18 protein-coding genes and 1 pseudogene are annotated in these 14,555 nt (G+C 43.3%); 13 read left to right on the plus strand and 6 right to left on the minus strand.

Features of this window, described 5'->3' with window-relative positions:
* The first annotated feature begins 51 nt into the window (after positions 1-51).
* From HMPREF9441_RS08270 to HMPREF9441_RS08320, 11 genes are all read left to right on the plus strand, one after another.
* Entirely contained in the window at positions 52-945 is an 894-nt protein-coding gene (locus tag HMPREF9441_RS08270; RefSeq protein ID WP_008620120.1) for an immunity 22 family protein, read from the plus strand.
* 77 nt (positions 946-1,022) lie between these two features.
* The gene (locus tag HMPREF9441_RS08275) at positions 1,023-1,586 is read left to right on the plus strand and encodes a hypothetical protein (RefSeq protein ID WP_004295267.1); all 564 of its coding nucleotides are present in this window, start codon (positions 1,023-1,025) and stop codon (positions 1,584-1,586) included.
* A gap of 65 nt (positions 1,587-1,651) precedes the next feature.
* The gene (locus tag HMPREF9441_RS08280; RefSeq protein WP_008620122.1) at positions 1,652-2,263 is read left to right on the plus strand and encodes a hypothetical protein; all 612 of its coding nucleotides are present in this window, start codon (positions 1,652-1,654) and stop codon (positions 2,261-2,263) included.
* A gap of 57 nt (positions 2,264-2,320) precedes the next feature.
* Complete coding sequence (locus tag HMPREF9441_RS08285; protein ID WP_008620123.1) at positions 2,321-3,016, plus strand: Imm19 family immunity protein; 696 nt, start codon at positions 2,321-2,323, stop codon at positions 3,014-3,016.
* A 78-nt stretch (positions 3,017-3,094) separates the two neighbouring features.
* Entirely contained in the window at positions 3,095-3,547 is a 453-nt protein-coding gene (locus HMPREF9441_RS08290) for a DUF4265 domain-containing protein (protein WP_016212891.1), read from the plus strand.
* A gap of 73 nt (positions 3,548-3,620) precedes the next feature.
* Entirely contained in the window at positions 3,621-3,956 is a 336-nt protein-coding gene (locus HMPREF9441_RS08295) for an ankyrin repeat domain-containing protein (RefSeq protein WP_008620125.1), read from the plus strand.
* Between the two features lie 217 nt (positions 3,957-4,173).
* Positions 4,174-4,638, plus strand: coding sequence for an Imm21 family immunity protein (locus tag HMPREF9441_RS08300; protein WP_004295263.1), 465 nt, complete (start codon positions 4,174-4,176; stop codon positions 4,636-4,638).
* Positions 4,639-4,711: 73 nt separating this feature from the next.
* Positions 4,712-5,707 (plus strand): SMI1/KNR4 family protein, encoded by a 996-nt coding sequence (locus HMPREF9441_RS08305; protein ID WP_004295262.1) that lies wholly within the window; start codon positions 4,712-4,714, stop codon positions 5,705-5,707.
* 77 nt (positions 5,708-5,784) lie between these two features.
* On the plus strand, positions 5,785-6,153 hold the full coding sequence (locus HMPREF9441_RS08310; RefSeq protein WP_004295261.1) for an Imm44 family immunity protein: 369 nt from the start codon (positions 5,785-5,787) through the stop codon (positions 6,151-6,153).
* 59 nt (positions 6,154-6,212) lie between these two features.
* Positions 6,213-7,163 (plus strand): hypothetical protein, encoded by a 951-nt coding sequence (locus HMPREF9441_RS08315; protein WP_007662662.1) that lies wholly within the window; start codon positions 6,213-6,215, stop codon positions 7,161-7,163.
* A 24-nt stretch (positions 7,164-7,187) separates the two neighbouring features.
* Positions 7,188-7,778 carry a DUF4948 family protein gene (locus HMPREF9441_RS08320; RefSeq protein ID WP_004295259.1) on the plus strand — a complete coding sequence of 197 codons (591 nt, stop codon included), beginning with the start codon at positions 7,188-7,190 and terminating at the stop codon, positions 7,776-7,778.
* A 28-nt stretch (positions 7,779-7,806) separates the two neighbouring features.
* On the opposite strand, the pseudogene HMPREF9441_RS19215 reads toward HMPREF9441_RS08320, so the two are convergent.
* From HMPREF9441_RS19215 to mobA, 6 genes and pseudogenes are all read right to left on the minus strand, one after another.
* A pseudogene (locus tag HMPREF9441_RS19215) lies at positions 7,807-8,191 on the minus strand (hypothetical protein).
* Positions 8,188-8,583 (minus strand): hypothetical protein, encoded by a 396-nt coding sequence (locus HMPREF9441_RS08330; protein WP_004295258.1) that lies wholly within the window; start codon positions 8,581-8,583, stop codon positions 8,188-8,190. The pseudogene HMPREF9441_RS19215 and the gene HMPREF9441_RS08330 overlap by 4 nt, the downstream one beginning before the upstream one ends.
* A 4-nt stretch (positions 8,584-8,587) precedes the next feature.
* Positions 8,588-8,869, minus strand: coding sequence for an Imm17 family immunity protein (locus HMPREF9441_RS08335; RefSeq protein ID WP_004295465.1), 282 nt, complete (start codon positions 8,867-8,869; stop codon positions 8,588-8,590).
* 154 nt (positions 8,870-9,023) lie between these two features.
* Entirely contained in the window at positions 9,024-11,033 is a 2,010-nt protein-coding gene (mobC, locus tag HMPREF9441_RS08340) for a conjugal transfer protein MobC (RefSeq protein WP_008620130.1), read from the minus strand.
* A 37-nt stretch (positions 11,034-11,070) separates the two neighbouring features.
* Positions 11,071-12,216 (minus strand): conjugal transfer protein MobB, encoded by a 1,146-nt coding sequence (mobB, locus tag HMPREF9441_RS08345; protein WP_004319166.1) that lies wholly within the window; start codon positions 12,214-12,216, stop codon positions 11,071-11,073.
* A complete protein-coding gene (gene mobA / locus HMPREF9441_RS08350; RefSeq protein ID WP_004295462.1) occupies positions 12,210-12,632 on the minus strand; it encodes a conjugal transfer protein MobA in 423 nt (140 codons plus the stop codon). Before mobA ends, mobB begins: the two co-directional genes overlap by 7 nt.
* A 703-nt stretch (positions 12,633-13,335) precedes the next feature.
* Between mobA and HMPREF9441_RS08360 the strand changes: the two genes are divergently transcribed.
* Together HMPREF9441_RS08360 and HMPREF9441_RS08365 are read left to right on the plus strand one after the other, a co-directional pair.
* Positions 13,336-14,088, plus strand: coding sequence for a ParA family protein (locus HMPREF9441_RS08360; RefSeq protein WP_007559008.1), 753 nt, complete (start codon positions 13,336-13,338; stop codon positions 14,086-14,088).
* Between the two features lie 6 nt (positions 14,089-14,094).
* Complete coding sequence (locus HMPREF9441_RS08365; RefSeq protein ID WP_004295459.1) at positions 14,095-14,517, plus strand: DUF3408 domain-containing protein; 423 nt, start codon at positions 14,095-14,097, stop codon at positions 14,515-14,517.
* Positions 14,518-14,555: the final 38 nt, after the last annotated feature.

A 14,555-nucleotide genomic window follows, 5' to 3' on the forward strand; every position in this document is an offset into this window, starting at 1 on the left:
AACAGGTTGCTATCTGCATCCCATTAGTCGCTTGAAAAATAAAAAAAGAAAATGAGTAAGATAATGATATGGGTCGGTCAATTCGATTCCGAAGCTGACTTTGAGAAATATATGGATCAATCGGCTTTCCGTCAATGGTGGAAAGATTATGATGAAGACAATAAGGAACTTCGTTGCCAGTTCTGTAAGGAGCTTGGTGTAATGAACTATGATGAGGATTTTCTTATTATGAAATTCACATCTGACGGCTTGGCAGGATTACTCAACCTTATTCCTGCTGATACCCAAAAGATAAGTCTGTCGATGGCTGATAAAAATATTACAATGGCAAATGCTGTTATCTGCTATAATTGTCGTGAGGGTATATCTCCTAAGAAGGCAGAGAATGCCACAACCATGACTTATCTTGGTACGTTTGAGTTTGAACTGTCGCCTGAAGGTGTACAAGGGTCTAATGCTGGATTAGAATATATGATTTGGATTGGCACAACCGATAAAAGTCGGGAAGAATTTATGGAGTATTTCAATCAAGATGAATACATGAAAGAAATACGAGATTACAAAGAAAGTCGTACAAAGAAACGCCCAAATCCGGAACATCGCTGTCAGTTCTGTAAAGACATTAATATAAAGTATTACTATCCAGAATTTCTAACTGTGGAAATTAAGGATGAACCCGAAAATCCTTTTAATCTTGTTAGAATGATGATTGATAACAAACTTGTCCTTGACTGGTATATTGAGTCCGATATTGATGAATACCACATAAAGCCATCAAATTGTATTGTGTGCTATATACCCAATGGTTTCAAGGACAACAAAAGGAATCAGAAAATCTTTATTAAGAAGAAAAATTATGATTCATATGAAACACCTAAAAAATTTGTGGATGAATTAGACAGTTACAACGGTATTCAATATTTGGAAACTTATATTGCAGAATAAAGCGACTAACAAACGGATAATTTCCCTTAAAGGTCGATTATCCACTGGACATTATAATAAATAAAAATCAAAGCATTATGGCAAAATATGAGTTGGGGGCAATTTATAAAATTAATGGTCGAAGTGGTGAATTGTATTATGTAAGACTTTTGACAAACGACTGTTATGGCGTTTTTTCATCATTAGAAGGCGAACTGAATGAAGAGACATTTGCTCAAACCCATTATCGTCTCTATTTTAGCTGTAACTCTTTTCCTATAAAACGAGGTATATGGGAAAAAGTCGTATCATCTCCAAACTGTACAGATATTGCACGGTGGCAACGCCCTCAATATTTAGCTAATTTTGCTAATTTCAACATGAAATTATTTCTTGATCAATGTAGAGTTTTTCATGAAGATGGGAACCTTTATCAATGTGAAAGTAAAGAGGAGTTTATTAGATTAGTAAAATCCGGTAAGATTTTATTTTGTTTTAATACTTATGAAATTATACCAGACTTTCTAATGAGGTATTACAAGGATTTCCCCAATAGCTATATTGTAAATAAAGATTTTATCCATAGTGGAACTTTGGAATACCAAAAAGAACAAACAAATGTATTAAAAGAATTAGGCTTTGATATTGGAAACTTATTATAACAAGCGGCTGAACATTCCTATAAAGGTTAGTTAGCCACCAAACATTACCGATTAACAATGACAATATGAAATGGTATAAAATATACTTGAATGGAGAAAATCGAATATGGAAGAAATGTATTACATATTCGTGGGAGTTTATATATGAAGATAAAGAAATTAATTTTCAAAGAATTATAGATTCATCTTCATCGGAAAGGTATCAGATAAAAGCTCTTATCAAAGGTAAGGGGCTAATCGCTAAAAGTATATCTGAATTTGGGCAAATAAGAATGCCAGAATTTGCTGAAGTCAGCCATTTGTTTCTTGTCAGAGAAGATATATTGAATATAAACGAATTGTCCTCCATAAAAGGAATTTCTTTAAAAAGGGTTTCAGTACATGGAGATTTCCCACTTGATTATATGGCAATTATTTTTAATGAAGTAATTGATTGTGTTGACAATATTCATTCCAAACGAGAAGAATTTGAATGCATGAGTACACTTGTGTTAGATATGTCTAAAATACCTTCATCTGTAGATGGGTTCTTTTTAAAAGGGTGGAATAAATACGGTTTTTATAAAAACATTGTCAATGAAAATATGAAAATGCAATTACTTCATTTGTATAAGGCAAATGAGTTTTTAAAATTTAAAGAAATAGAAATAAATGGCACATCGGTAACAAATGGATAAATCTCCGTAAGAGAGATTATCCGCCGAACATTAGTTGCGGTCAAAAACGAAATAAAAATGAATGTAATATCAGAAAAAGAATATTCGTTTTCAAATGTGCTTTTTTGGAACGTAATGTTACATCATCATATTCGAGCCTTTGATGAAGAAAGGGATGCGAATTTTGATGAAGTATGGGATGAAGAACTTGTACCAACATTGTTGGATGAAAAGAAGTACAAGAAATATTGGTGTTGGCTATCTCAAATTGATTTGAAAACATCCGAAAATCAAGGTGAAATAGAAAACCCAAGAACTCTAACACTTCCTATCGGCAGCGATATTATATTGACAATAGAATTTCATCCTTGCTGTACATATTATTTTTTGAATGACACTTTAATCGGGGAAGTTAGTGGCAACTTTCACTTGAAGTATCTCACATATTCGGAATTAATGAGGATTACAAAAGAGAAATATGGAGATGTACTGTTCCATTTACTCTTACCTTTGTCTGCAATCAGGGAACAAGAAAAAGACATAGCACTTAATGAAATAATCCAACGATTGCAACAAATTCCCTTATTCAAGGAACATTCCGCATATATAGGTAAATGTATCTTGAATGGATTATTAATATCCAACTCTGACATACAAGAAATTCCCAAGATAGGAACGATATGTACAAGCAATCATTCATATAGAAATGCTTTGGTATATGATGATGAAAGGCAGGAAATAAAGGAGCTAAATATCCTTTTATCGAGATTATAAATATGCAACTAACAAGCGGATTAATCTCCTATAAAGGTCGATTATCCACAGAACATTATCAACTTATTAATGAATAAAATGAAAAAAGACAAACATATAAAAGTGCTATTCCACTTGGAACAAGATGAAGATGGCTATCCACCATTTTCTATTGAAGGTTTGTGGTGCAAAAAGGCAAGTAATGATACCTATATTGTCGATAATGTGCCATTCTATACCTATGGAATCAGTTTGGGGGATGAGATATGTGTTACAGAAGAAGATGGCGAATATCATTTTCAATCCATAGTGAATCCCTCTGGAAATAGCACATTGAGGGTACATTTTAACGATAAACGTATGCAGATGGTCAGAGACAAACTACTTGATATGGGATGCAAGGTAGAGATTTCTAATCTCTCTTCATTCGTATCCATAAATGTACCACAAGAAGTTTCCTTAAAAGTGGTCGAAGATGTTCTGACCAATATGCAAAAAGAATGTGATAGTTTGGCTTATGAACATGGTGTTGTCAGACAAAATATAAGTTGATAACAAACAGCAGATCGACTGAATAAGCGGAACGCTGCCGAACATTATCGTTGTCAACATTAGAATAAAAAAAATGAAAACAATAGAAGATATGAAACTTGAATTATTGAGTGATAACTCAAATAAGTTCATGCAGACTCTAATAGATTATGACATAAAAAGTAAAGACAAATATGGCAGTAATCTACTTCATTATTATATAATGAACTATGATAGTATTGTACATCCAGCAGGTGTGATTATATCCGAATTTATAAAAAAAGGATTGGATATAAATGATAAAAGAAAAGACGGACGGACTGCATTATATCTTTCTGTTCAGTGTCAGCTACAAGATATTTTTGAAATACTCCTGAATAGCAATGCAGATTTGGATATACAAAATGTAAATGGGAATACTCCTTTATAGGAAGCCGTTATGCGATACCGTGGAGATGGCTTCTTTATCGAACAACTTTTGAAAAATGGGGCTAATCCCGATATAAAAAATAACTATGGAGTATCTCCTAAATCATTGGCAAGAACTATCGCAAATTATGATGTAAGAAGATTCTTTAACAACGATAACAAACAGCAAACCGACTGAACAAGCGGCACGCTGCCAAACATTAATCGCTGAGAAAAATATGAATAATTGGATTGAAACATCAGGAAGCCCATTTGTCATTGTTGAGCAACAATATGCCCATCAATGGAAGGGTCAAGAAAACTACAATGCTATATGTAGCGTAACAGATTACTTGGGGAAAATCTATATAGACAATCATGTCTTATTGGTAATGGGAGATGAACCGATGGCTACACGCATAGTAAATAAAGATGGAGCAATTTTAATAATTCGTTGGAAGTATGCTCCCGATTATCTAACGGTGGAAAAACTTCTGGAGAATGATATAGTAACTGGGGCAGAACCGATAGAAGAAGTTGAAGTAAAATGGGATTCTACTGAATTAGTCCTATTTGATTCTTTGTCTCCCTATTGTGAAGCGTCGGTTAAAGTTTTTTTATCATTACAAAAAACATCTTGTATAATAAAAACTTATCTTTATCAAAAAGACGAAGTATCTTTAATAATACATTCAATCCAATAAAGACGATTAACAAGCGGCTCAACCTCCCCTTAAAGGTCGGTTAGCCACCAAACATTATCTGCCCATAAAAAGAATGAATATGAAAATAGAATTAGAAAATTGCCAAAAAAGTCTTACTCTCAAAGATTTTGAAGAAATAGAGAGTAAATTGGGTTATGCCTTGCCGGAAAGACTGAAAGAGTTCTATTTACAATATAATGGAGGTTCTACGAAACAGATCGCAAGCATAAATAAATATCAAGAGGTGGAAATTGAAGATTTCTTCCCATTCAAATATAACAAGGATTTTAAGAATGACCCCAGATATACGGCAGAAGGCGAAACATTAGAGTTAAGAAAAGCAGGAGCTATATCTGATAGCATTCTTATTTTTGCTATGGAATCTACCGATGAAGGTCGGATTACCATAGACTTGGTTAATGGAAAGATCTATCTTTACCCTATTGTGGGGATGCAAGATGTAATCTTCAATTTTGGAGAGCCACGACTTGTTGCAAATTCAATAGATGATTTCTTTGACAATCTCGTTGTTTTGGACGGGCACAAAGCAATTCCAGCAATAGAAGAAATCGAAGAGGGACAAACGGAGACAGCAGGTGTAATGCCTGAACTTTCGGACTGTTCGGCTTCGCTAACAAAAGAAGATATAAAGAATTTTGAGGTTGAGTTGAATGTAAAGATTCCGGCAGGCATGAAGAACTTTTACCTCAAGTTCAACGGTGGTATGCCATCACCATATTGTTATCAACCGCAGGACGAGGATTTGGATCGGGTGGAGATAAATGCGTTCTTTCCGATAAAGGAACGCACCAATGCTTTTGAAACAATTGAAGTCATAGCCAAAGATATATGGAGTAGGAATTTAATGCCATGCAATCTGTTGCCTTTTGCTATGGATTCGGGTGGAAACTATTATGCGTTGAACTTGAAGAATAAAAAGATTTACTATTACTTGACTGACGAGTGGGACGAAAACGCTTCAAGAGAATACAACTTTGAAACAAATACTCGTTACATCGCCCAGTCATTCAATTACTTTATAAATCATTTCATCGAAGAAGAGGAATAAAGCGGGCAGATAACAAGCGGATCAATCTCCTTTAATGATGATTATCCGCCGAACATTACTAACGATAACAAATTTGTATGAAAGTTTTTATTGGAGGTGAATTGGAACATAGTATTTCTGATAAGTTTCGTAAAGCAAGAAACTCTGTAATAGAATATATGGATTGTCTATGTGATATTTCATATATTAATGAACTAAGTTTCTATGTATTCTGCTTAAAAGGATTTACTACAAATCCATTAAGTCGATATTCGAAAAAACGTAATCGGATAGAATTGGAAATTCTACTCCCATTTGATAAATTTGAAACAGCAAATGATTCTCAATGTGTTGAGATATTGAAACAAAGTATTCTTGATGCTATTGAGAACTATAAAAATAAAAACATTCCACAACAATATATTGATGTAATTGTAGAAAAAATGAAAGCATCAATTAATGAATGAATTCGTTAGTAACAAACAGCACTACTGCTTAAAGCGGAACGCTATTGAACATTACAGCTATGGATATAACGAATAGAATTATTGTCGCCTTACTGGAACGAATGAAAAGTAGAAACAAGAACTTTTCATTATCAAGACCTAAGTTTCATCGGTTGTTTCAAATAAATCCCGATGGCTACTTATGGTATGGCGAGAAACTGGAGCGGCATTTACTTAACAAATATGGAGAATCGGCTGATACATTGAAATATCTTGATATATATTATTTCATTTCCAATATTGTGCGGTTGTATTACATGCCTAAAAATTCAAATTCGGAGGAAAACGAGTTTGGAAAGCTATACGCTTATGGCTCCATAATAGGGTTACACCGTTGTCATATTCCAGATAAGCGAATATATCTGAACCGATTGTTAAATACTTTACTGTTCTGTTGTCCGACTTCTGAAGAATATATCCGTAGATTCCGCTGGCAAAAAAACGGTATATATTACAAATCGCAGGATGTGGAAGTTCTTATTGCCGATACATTTACAGAAATACGGGAATCGGACAAACAATCAGAATCCATTGAAATAGTTGAGTCAATAGTCAATGAGACATACCGTTATCTGGTAGGCTCAAATACGGGGCTTCCATTTGTCCGTTCGGAAACTTTATTGCACTACAACCTGAACCCATCTGATTATATGTGGCTATATCAGCACGATAAGGAATTGTTTTATACTTGTCTTGATGCAGCAGCATTACAGTCGGAGATTTTCAGTTACAAGTCATTTGTGTACAATTTCAACCTGTATATTCTAAAAGACGCAAATATATTGGATGAATTGTCCAGATATTCCAAATGTTATGAAGCCGTTTTAGAACTGCTTTTCAAATCCGATTCAATTATGCAGAACTCTGTTATTCGGCAAATCAAATTATGTAGAAATGAAGATACCATTAAACAGAATAACAGATTGGATGCTATTAACAAATGGCTCAACTCCCTAAACAAGATTGGTTAGCCACAGAACATTAAACATTAGAAAATGAGAACACCAGTCATAATCCTGTTATTTGTAATCCTGCTTGCCGTAAGCTGCGGAGAGCCTCCCATGCCGCCGTCGGACGAGGAAATGATACGCCATTTCACCACGCACGAGGTGGCGTTCCGTAAGGTGTACGAAATCATGGCAGAGAGTTCAGAAGGTAGTTTTCACTACCCGCCGCTTTCTCCGGAAGAGGTTATTATACTTGATTCAATGGAGCAAAGCGATACATCCCATGAAACGAATGATGAACAAGACATCCCGGTATATGGACTGTTGAAGCCGGAGCGAATCCTACTCGACTCCCTGTTATCAGAGATTGGATGCGGTTTTATCCTTGTTGATCGCAGGGAATGGGGAACGGCAGATTCGGTATATGTGAGCCTCGTTATGCCGTACTACTCCCACGGCATCGTGGATGCCGGAACGTCCAAGAGTTTCGTTTACGATCCCGGATTGAGAAGCCGTCGGAATATCCGTATCACCGAACATGGCGACCTGAACGAGATCTACCGCAGGACGTACAACGACACCACGCTTTACAAGCCCATCAAGGGAAACTGGTACATCGAGTTAGACCATTCGATATAACGGCCCGGAGTCCGTATCAAAGTATGTATCACTTTTTGTCAAGAAGATACATCATAAAGCAGATAATGGCCATCGCAAGGAAAAATAACAGAACCGCAAGGAGTTCGTTAAACCTGCACTTGGCATAGTGAGACATCACTGCTTTGCCTCGCCATTTGTAAATCCTGCTGACGAGCGACATAACGGCAAATGTGACAATGCTAAAAGACACATGGCAACAATGCCGACACACCTGGAAAAAGCCGGATAGTAACAGTCATCATAGGGAATATCAAAAGAGCGAAGATATAAATCGAGAGCATCATTTCGCCATCGACCCTGCCTGTTCGTCTTGCCTGCTTCCATTTCTCCCCCATCCACCAGAGGTAGTCCCAGAGATAAAACCGTTGCTTATTCTCCTGCCGTTTCATCATGCCCAATGTATAAATCCGAGGTGGAACATCAGCGCTACATTTGCCACGATCAGGGCGATAGCGATAAGAACTATTTTGGCGAGCTTCCTGCCGGGATGTTTCATCTTCCCGTAATGTTCACGGAGTGCTTCACGCCGTCCGGCTGTATAGCGTAGCTTGCAGAATAAATCGGGAAGAAAGCAGAGAGGAATCACTATGGCCAAACCAATCATCCAGCCGAAAAGGCGCAATATCGGCGGAAACCCAAGCGGTATGAGTAGGACGAAGAGCCAGCACCAAAACAGTAGCATACGTCCGTTGAGATTGGTACGCTCCCTTTCGTGCCATATCTCGGCTACATACCACATATAGTCGATGAAGCAGATCCGGTATTTGCGATTGTCCTTTTCCATACCGTTATCTCCATACAAAGAAACCAACCAATATAAGTATAATCAGAACGCTGACCAACACAATCTGAACCCTGCGGCGTGTTTCAGGCTTGCAATCATCAAATAACCACAGTTTGCTGTTAAACTGCCAATGACACGCCCATTTCCAACGGAACAGCAACCCTGCAAGCCATAGGGCAAGCAACCCGACACCAAACAGCAACCCGTATTTCGGGTGAGCCTGCAACCACTCGAAAAACGCTTCCGCCTTGCTGTTCATTGCTTCGTATATATCGGTAACTGTCATACTTATAATTAAAAGGATTCCGAACACAAAAATAATGTTTTCCGTTCACATAATCACTACTTTATGCTCCAAAACACCGGCTGTACGGTTATAAAACCAGGAAACAGCCCCGGTTAAGGTCACGGAGGTTGTTTGCGGGGGTGTTTGTGTTCATTTAGTTCTGTTCCGGCAGGAGCTTGCAAAGCACCGGGTCGTTCTTGATACGTTCCAGTTCCTCGGCGACGATGCGGCCGGCCTCTGCCTTGATACGTTCGTAGTTTTCCTGCACGACCTGTTTCATGTGATCCGTCCCGTTCTCGTCCGTGAAATCGGTAATTTGTGGTATCTTCTTGTACCGGGCCGTTTCCGCTTTCACTTTTTCGTTGTCCACGACAATCTCGCAGTGGAAAATCTTCTGCTCGATACGTTCGTCGAAATTGTCCGCCACGGCCCCGACGAACATTCCCTGCGTGAGCGTCGAGATCTTCGAGGCCGGGATCAGGCTGTCCAGCTGCGTGGATATGGATGTCGATTTGTCGCTGCGGCTCAACGTCATGCTCTGCCGCTTCTGCAATACCTTACCGAACCGTTCCGAGAGTGTCTTGGCCGTTTCACCTACGACCTGCCCGGAGAAGATGTTGCCCACCGTGTTCATCACGACGGCGGCCTCCTTGTCCCCGTAGTCCCTCTTCAACTGTGAAAAATCCTGGAAGCACAGCAGCACGGCGACCTTGTTGCTTCTGGCCGTGGCGATCAGGTTGTCGAGTCCCTTGAAGTAGATTGTCGGCAACTCGTCGATGATGATGCCCGATTTGAGCTGGCCTTTCTTATTTATGAGCTTGACAATCCGGGAATTATACAATCCCAAAGCCGCTCCGTAAATGTTTTGCCTGTCGGGATTGTTCCCCACGCAGAGTATCTTGGGATCGTCCGGGTTGTTGATGTCGAGCGTGAAATCGTCGCCCGACATGACCCAATATAGCTGGGGCGAAATCATGCGGGAAAGCGGAATTTTGGCCGATGCTATCTGGCCCTGGAGCTGGTCTTGAGCGCCTCCGAGCCAGGCATCCATAAAGGGGCTGAGGTAGTTTTCGAGTTCCGGGTAGGATGTCAGAATCGGGAAAATATCCTCGTACCGCTTGTTCAGGAACTCGATGGCGTGCGGGAAGGTACAATACCGCCCGTTGTCGTAGATGCGCAGGAACCAGATCACGGCCGCAAAAAGGATAATGGGGCTTTCCACAAAAAAATCGCCCTGCTTCTGCACCCAGCTTCGGTTCAGGTTGAGCATGATGGTATAGGCGCTCTCGTAGGCGTCCGAAATATCGGTCATGAAGTCCGGGTGAATGGGGTTACAGCGGTGCGAGCGGCGCGGGTCGTCGAAATTTATGACGTAGAAAGTCGGGATTTTCTTGTAACTTTTCTGGTGATTCAGCAGGTGGTTGTAAGCGATTTCCGAAAGATCGGGAAACTTGTAGTCATAGATGTATTGGGTATAGCCCTTTTCGATTTGCTGTTTAATGAACTGGTTTACAACACAATAACTCTTCCCGCTGCCCGGGCTTCCCATGCAGATGCAAGCCCTTTGCGGGTTTACGACATTGGCGAACCCGTTGTTCCACTGTTTGTTATAGTAAAATTTCGTCGGCAGATTTATGGAGTACTCGTTCTCGATCAGGCGTGTTTCCTGCTGGAATGATTCGTTCTCGTTGTTGAAAGGGTCATCCATGAGATTGTTCTTCAGCAGGCGGGACATCCACACGCCGCCCATCAAGAGGCAGATATACCCGGCCGATAGGGTCAGTATGTAGAAAGCCGCGTTCGCCATCGCCGTCAGCGGCAAGTCCAGCAGCCACCAGTTGAAGAAGAACAGCACGCCTCCCGTGGCCAGCGATGCCGTGATTTTCCGCCAGGTAATTTTCTCCTCTTTTACTCCTTTTGTCCCGAGGCATGAAAGGGCGAGGAACACGACGGCGAAAAGTTTCGTCCATAGTATATTCCGGAACAGCCCCGCGGTGCGGTCGAAGTTCAGCAGAATCCTATCGACCACGCCGATATTGATTCCCCATTCCCGTATCTGCCCGTAACAGAACCAGTAGATGTTGATAACCACGAACAAGATACTCAATGCCCGCATGAAATCCATTGTTTTTGCAAGACCCCGAAGGTCGTCTTCCTGTTGCATAACCGTAAAATTTAATAAATGAATGATAATTGAGATGTTATACTTTCCTCCGTCGTGAGGTATTCCGCTTCCGTTGCCCGTCCCGTCCGGCAGGCGCTTGTTTCGGGGACAAGTCCCTCGTGTTTTCCCCGGGATTCCGTTTCCCGCCGAAGCGCAGCTCGAAGGCGTTGGCCGAGTATGCCTTTCCCAGCCGTGATCCGTTCACGACCGTCCGTGTTTCGTGGTCAATGAACGTCACTCCCACGATGCGGCCGTTTTCGTTGCGTCGTATGTAGAGATCCACCCGGGCTCCCCGCAGGCGTTCGCGCAGTTCTTCCTCCGTGGGTTCTCCCCGAAGCGCTTTATCGACCCGGCCACGGATTTGCCTCCTCGTGTCGTCCTTCCCGAACCGTTCGGCGTTGCGCTCCATGTGCCGTTCCAGCCCGTCATACCCGACCTCTTTACCGAACAGTGAGGATTTGAGCGGCGCGGCCACTGCCTTGTCCCCGTTCTCGTCCAGCAGCGTGTAGAGCAATCCCCGGTAGGGGGTTCCGTTCCGCTCTCCCCGGACTTCCTCTATACCTATATTATATAAGGACAACAATGCCCGGAACTCGCCGAGGGTCTGGAAGCGGTATGTCGCCACGGCCGGTTTTATTACCGCTGCCACCTGGCGTTTCAGGTCGCCCCGCGTGTAATCGGCGGGGACGATCCCTTGCCCTTTCTCCCGCCTTCTCCCTTTGGCGGGATGCAGTCCGTACTCCCGTTCCAGTTCCTCGGTAACGGCCACGCTGCGTTCGTTGCGCCTGCTGTCGTTTATCTTGCGCCCGTCCTGGGCCACCTGCACCGACACGATATGGATATGCTCCCGTCCGATGTCGGTATGCTTGAATACGATATAAGGTTGTCCTCCCCAGCCCATGCGCTCCATGTAGGCCCCGGCTATCTCCGCGAGTTGCCCGTCGTCGAGGCGGTCTTCGGGAGCCGGGTTGAGCGACACGTGCACGACGGGTTTTTCCGTCCGGTAGTGCGAGGGCATCCAGCGCAGGAGGTCTTCTGCCGTCGCGGCCACGTTGAAGCGCCCATCCGCCGGCTCCCTCACGATGTGGGTCAGCAGCACCTTCCCGTCGCCCCGATCGACTTTCTCCTGGTTGTACGCCAGCGCGCCGTACACGTCTTTTCCGGTGGTGATATTGGCTACCATCGCTGTTTGAACTCTTCGGAGAGCGACACGACCTGCTGCCCGACGGCCGCCAGTTCACGTGTCGCTCTCTCCAGTTTATAGAGCAGCGCGAGTGTTTTCTTCTCGGAAAAATGCGCGTGCAGCTCCTTCACCACCTGGTTGTAATTCGTTCCCACGGCACGGAATTGGGCGTGGAAAGCGGTCAGCTTCGCCACGTATTCGAGCGTTCCCCGGTCGGTCTTTACCACCCGGAACGCCTCGTTGAACACTCTCGCTTTGATAAAAGCGGCTTTGGACAATAGCCCGGACTGCTCGTAAAGGTCGAGGAAACGGGCATGTTCCACGGCTGAAAAGTTTACCGAAAAGCGGTAAACGGCCGGGTCGTTTTTCGCGGGTCGTCCCCCTTTGCCCCCTCGGGGCTTTCTGTTCTTTTCCATCGCATCGAAATTTTAAGGAGAGGCCAGGGCCCCACCGGTTCCTGAAAATTCCGATCCCTTCGCGGCTTGCCGCCCTTCTGAAAAGCACCGACTCCGGAGGTGCTTTCTCCCCCTTGCGGGCAAGCTGTTTTCTGCTGCAAAACGAGAATCGTGCAGCAGAAAACACAGCTTGCTATTTGCCCTTTGCAAATACCTTCTGCCCGCTCGCGGACAGAACATTGAAAGAGCCGCCGTAAAACGGGGCAAGGACGGCTTCATTAGCGTCGGGATCGTTCACGAGGCAAAGATACCGACCTATTCAATCGCTTGTACTACAAGTGATTACGCCACTTGCGTCCACTTTGATGCCACACGCGGCCATAGCGGAAAAAGAGCATACAACCCGTGTTTTTAAGGGTTTACTTTGCACGTGAGAACGGATACGGGCAATGACACATCCTCCTGTCCGCACACGTGCGGACGGATGCAGAAAACACCGTGTGCAGAGGAAAAAGCGGGTCTTTGTCCGGATAAGCAAATGCGGTTGCGCATGAGTATAAAATCGGACACGCGCCCATGCACCGGCATACCGGCGTAACAGCCTGCCAGCGCACCAGCATATATGCGTGCCGGCATACCTGCATAAAATCTCATGCCGTCACTTGCCCGGATACGTGAAGAGATGAACGATTACCCGATTGTATAACTAAAAACGCATGGAACAATGAAAGAGAAAACGAAATTCGTGGCCTTCTCCACCCAGAAAGGCGGAGCGGGTAAAACCACCCTCACGGTGCTGGCAGCTTCTTACCTGCACTATGTAAAGGGTTTCAATGTCGCGGTCATCGACTGCGATTATCCCCAACACTCCATCGTGGAGATGCGGGAACGTGACCTGAAGCTTGCCCTCGAAGACGAACATTACAAGAGGTTAGCTTACGAACAATTCACCCGGCTTCAAAAGAAAGCCTATCCCGTCGTGGAAAGCAACACGAAAGAGGCGTTGGCCGATGCCGACTACCTCCTGCCGCAAGGTGATTTCGATTATGTGTTCTTCGACCTTCCCGGTACGATCAATAACGAGGATCTGATTCATTCCCTGGCCGGAATGGATTATCTCGTCGCCCCGATCAGTGCCGACCGGGTTGTCATGGAAAGCACCCTGAATTACGCGGTTGTGGTAAAAGAGCATATCATGGGCCGCGAGAAGTCCCGGATGAAAGGGCTGTATATGCTATGGAACATGGTGGACGGACGTGAAAAAACAGAGTTATATCAGGTTTACGAGGCGGTAATGAAAGAGCTGGATCTTCCTGTTCTGAAGACCTTCCTGCCTGACACCAAGCGTTTTCGTCGTGAGCAGAACGCCAGCCGTCGCTCTGTCTTCCGCTCCACGCTCTTCCCGGCAGACCGTTCTTTGATCCGGGGCAGCAACCTGGATAAACTCGTGGATGAATTGATCGAACTGTTAAAGTAGGATCTTATGAGCGGAAAAGAACATGACGACGGTTTGGACGCTTCCTTCATCATCAGCCAGGCCAAAAGCCGAAACCGGCCATTACATCCTTACACGCCGGAAAAAGAGGAGGAGGCATCGGCTCTATCGGAACCGTCCGGCGAGGCCGCCTCCTCGTCGGCTACGAAAGAGGAGGGACGCCGCCGAAGAGGGAAAGGCCAGGATTACGAGCGTCTTTTTATCCGGAACGCCCCCTCCAATACCCGAAGCGGCAAAACGGTGTATATCCGCAAGGAGTTTCACGAGCGTATAACCCGGATAGTGCAGGTTATCGGTAAGAACGAACTCTCGCTGTATAGCTACCTGGACAATGTGCTGGAGCAGCATTTCGCTACCTATCAGGAGGAAATTTCGGAACTCTACAAGAAACGGAACTCCGATATTTTTTAGTTATGAACCCAATATTTACAACCTATTAAAAACAATCC

It is taken from the genome of Paraprevotella clara YIT 11840, from assembly GCF_000233955.1.
Taxonomy (GTDB): Bacteria; Bacteroidota; Bacteroidia; order Bacteroidales; family Bacteroidaceae; genus Paraprevotella; species Paraprevotella clara.

Excerpts from the sequence above, each read along its gene's own strand:
- HMPREF9441_RS08270 (WP_008620120.1), top strand. The coding sequence starts at position 52 with ATGAGTAAGATAATGATATGGGTCGGTCAATTCGATTCCGAAGCTGAC.
- HMPREF9441_RS08275 (WP_004295267.1), top strand. The coding sequence starts at position 1,023 with ATGGCAAAATATGAGTTGGGGGCAATTTATAAAATTAATGGTCGAAGT.
- HMPREF9441_RS08280 (WP_008620122.1), top strand. The coding sequence starts at position 1,652 with ATGAAATGGTATAAAATATACTTGAATGGAGAAAATCGAATATGGAAG.
- HMPREF9441_RS08285 (WP_008620123.1), top strand. The coding sequence starts at position 2,321 with ATGAATGTAATATCAGAAAAAGAATATTCGTTTTCAAATGTGCTTTTT.
- HMPREF9441_RS08290 (WP_016212891.1), top strand. The coding sequence starts at position 3,095 with ATGAAAAAAGACAAACATATAAAAGTGCTATTCCACTTGGAACAAGAT.
- HMPREF9441_RS08295 (WP_008620125.1), top strand. The coding sequence starts at position 3,621 with ATGAAAACAATAGAAGATATGAAACTTGAATTATTGAGTGATAACTCA.
- HMPREF9441_RS08300 (WP_004295263.1), top strand. The coding sequence starts at position 4,174 with ATGAATAATTGGATTGAAACATCAGGAAGCCCATTTGTCATTGTTGAG.
- HMPREF9441_RS08305 (WP_004295262.1), top strand. The coding sequence starts at position 4,712 with ATGAATATGAAAATAGAATTAGAAAATTGCCAAAAAAGTCTTACTCTC.
- HMPREF9441_RS08310 (WP_004295261.1), top strand. The coding sequence starts at position 5,785 with ATGAAAGTTTTTATTGGAGGTGAATTGGAACATAGTATTTCTGATAAG.
- HMPREF9441_RS08315 (WP_007662662.1), top strand. The coding sequence starts at position 6,213 with ATGGATATAACGAATAGAATTATTGTCGCCTTACTGGAACGAATGAAA.
- HMPREF9441_RS08320 (WP_004295259.1), top strand. The coding sequence starts at position 7,188 with ATGAGAACACCAGTCATAATCCTGTTATTTGTAATCCTGCTTGCCGTA.
- HMPREF9441_RS08330 (WP_004295258.1), bottom strand. The coding sequence starts at position 8,583 with ATGGAAAAGGACAATCGCAAATACCGGATCTGCTTCATCGACTATATG.
- HMPREF9441_RS08335 (WP_004295465.1), bottom strand. The coding sequence starts at position 8,869 with ATGACAGTTACCGATATATACGAAGCAATGAACAGCAAGGCGGAAGCG.
- mobC (WP_008620130.1), bottom strand. The coding sequence starts at position 11,033 with ATGCAACAGGAAGACGACCTTCGGGGTCTTGCAAAAACAATGGATTTC.
- mobB (WP_004319166.1), bottom strand. The coding sequence starts at position 12,216 with ATGGTAGCCAATATCACCACCGGAAAAGACGTGTACGGCGCGCTGGCG.
- mobA (WP_004295462.1), bottom strand. The coding sequence starts at position 12,632 with ATGGAAAAGAACAGAAAGCCCCGAGGGGGCAAAGGGGGACGACCCGCG.
- HMPREF9441_RS08360 (WP_007559008.1), top strand. The coding sequence starts at position 13,336 with ATGAAAGAGAAAACGAAATTCGTGGCCTTCTCCACCCAGAAAGGCGGA.
- HMPREF9441_RS08365 (WP_004295459.1), top strand. The coding sequence starts at position 14,095 with ATGAGCGGAAAAGAACATGACGACGGTTTGGACGCTTCCTTCATCATC.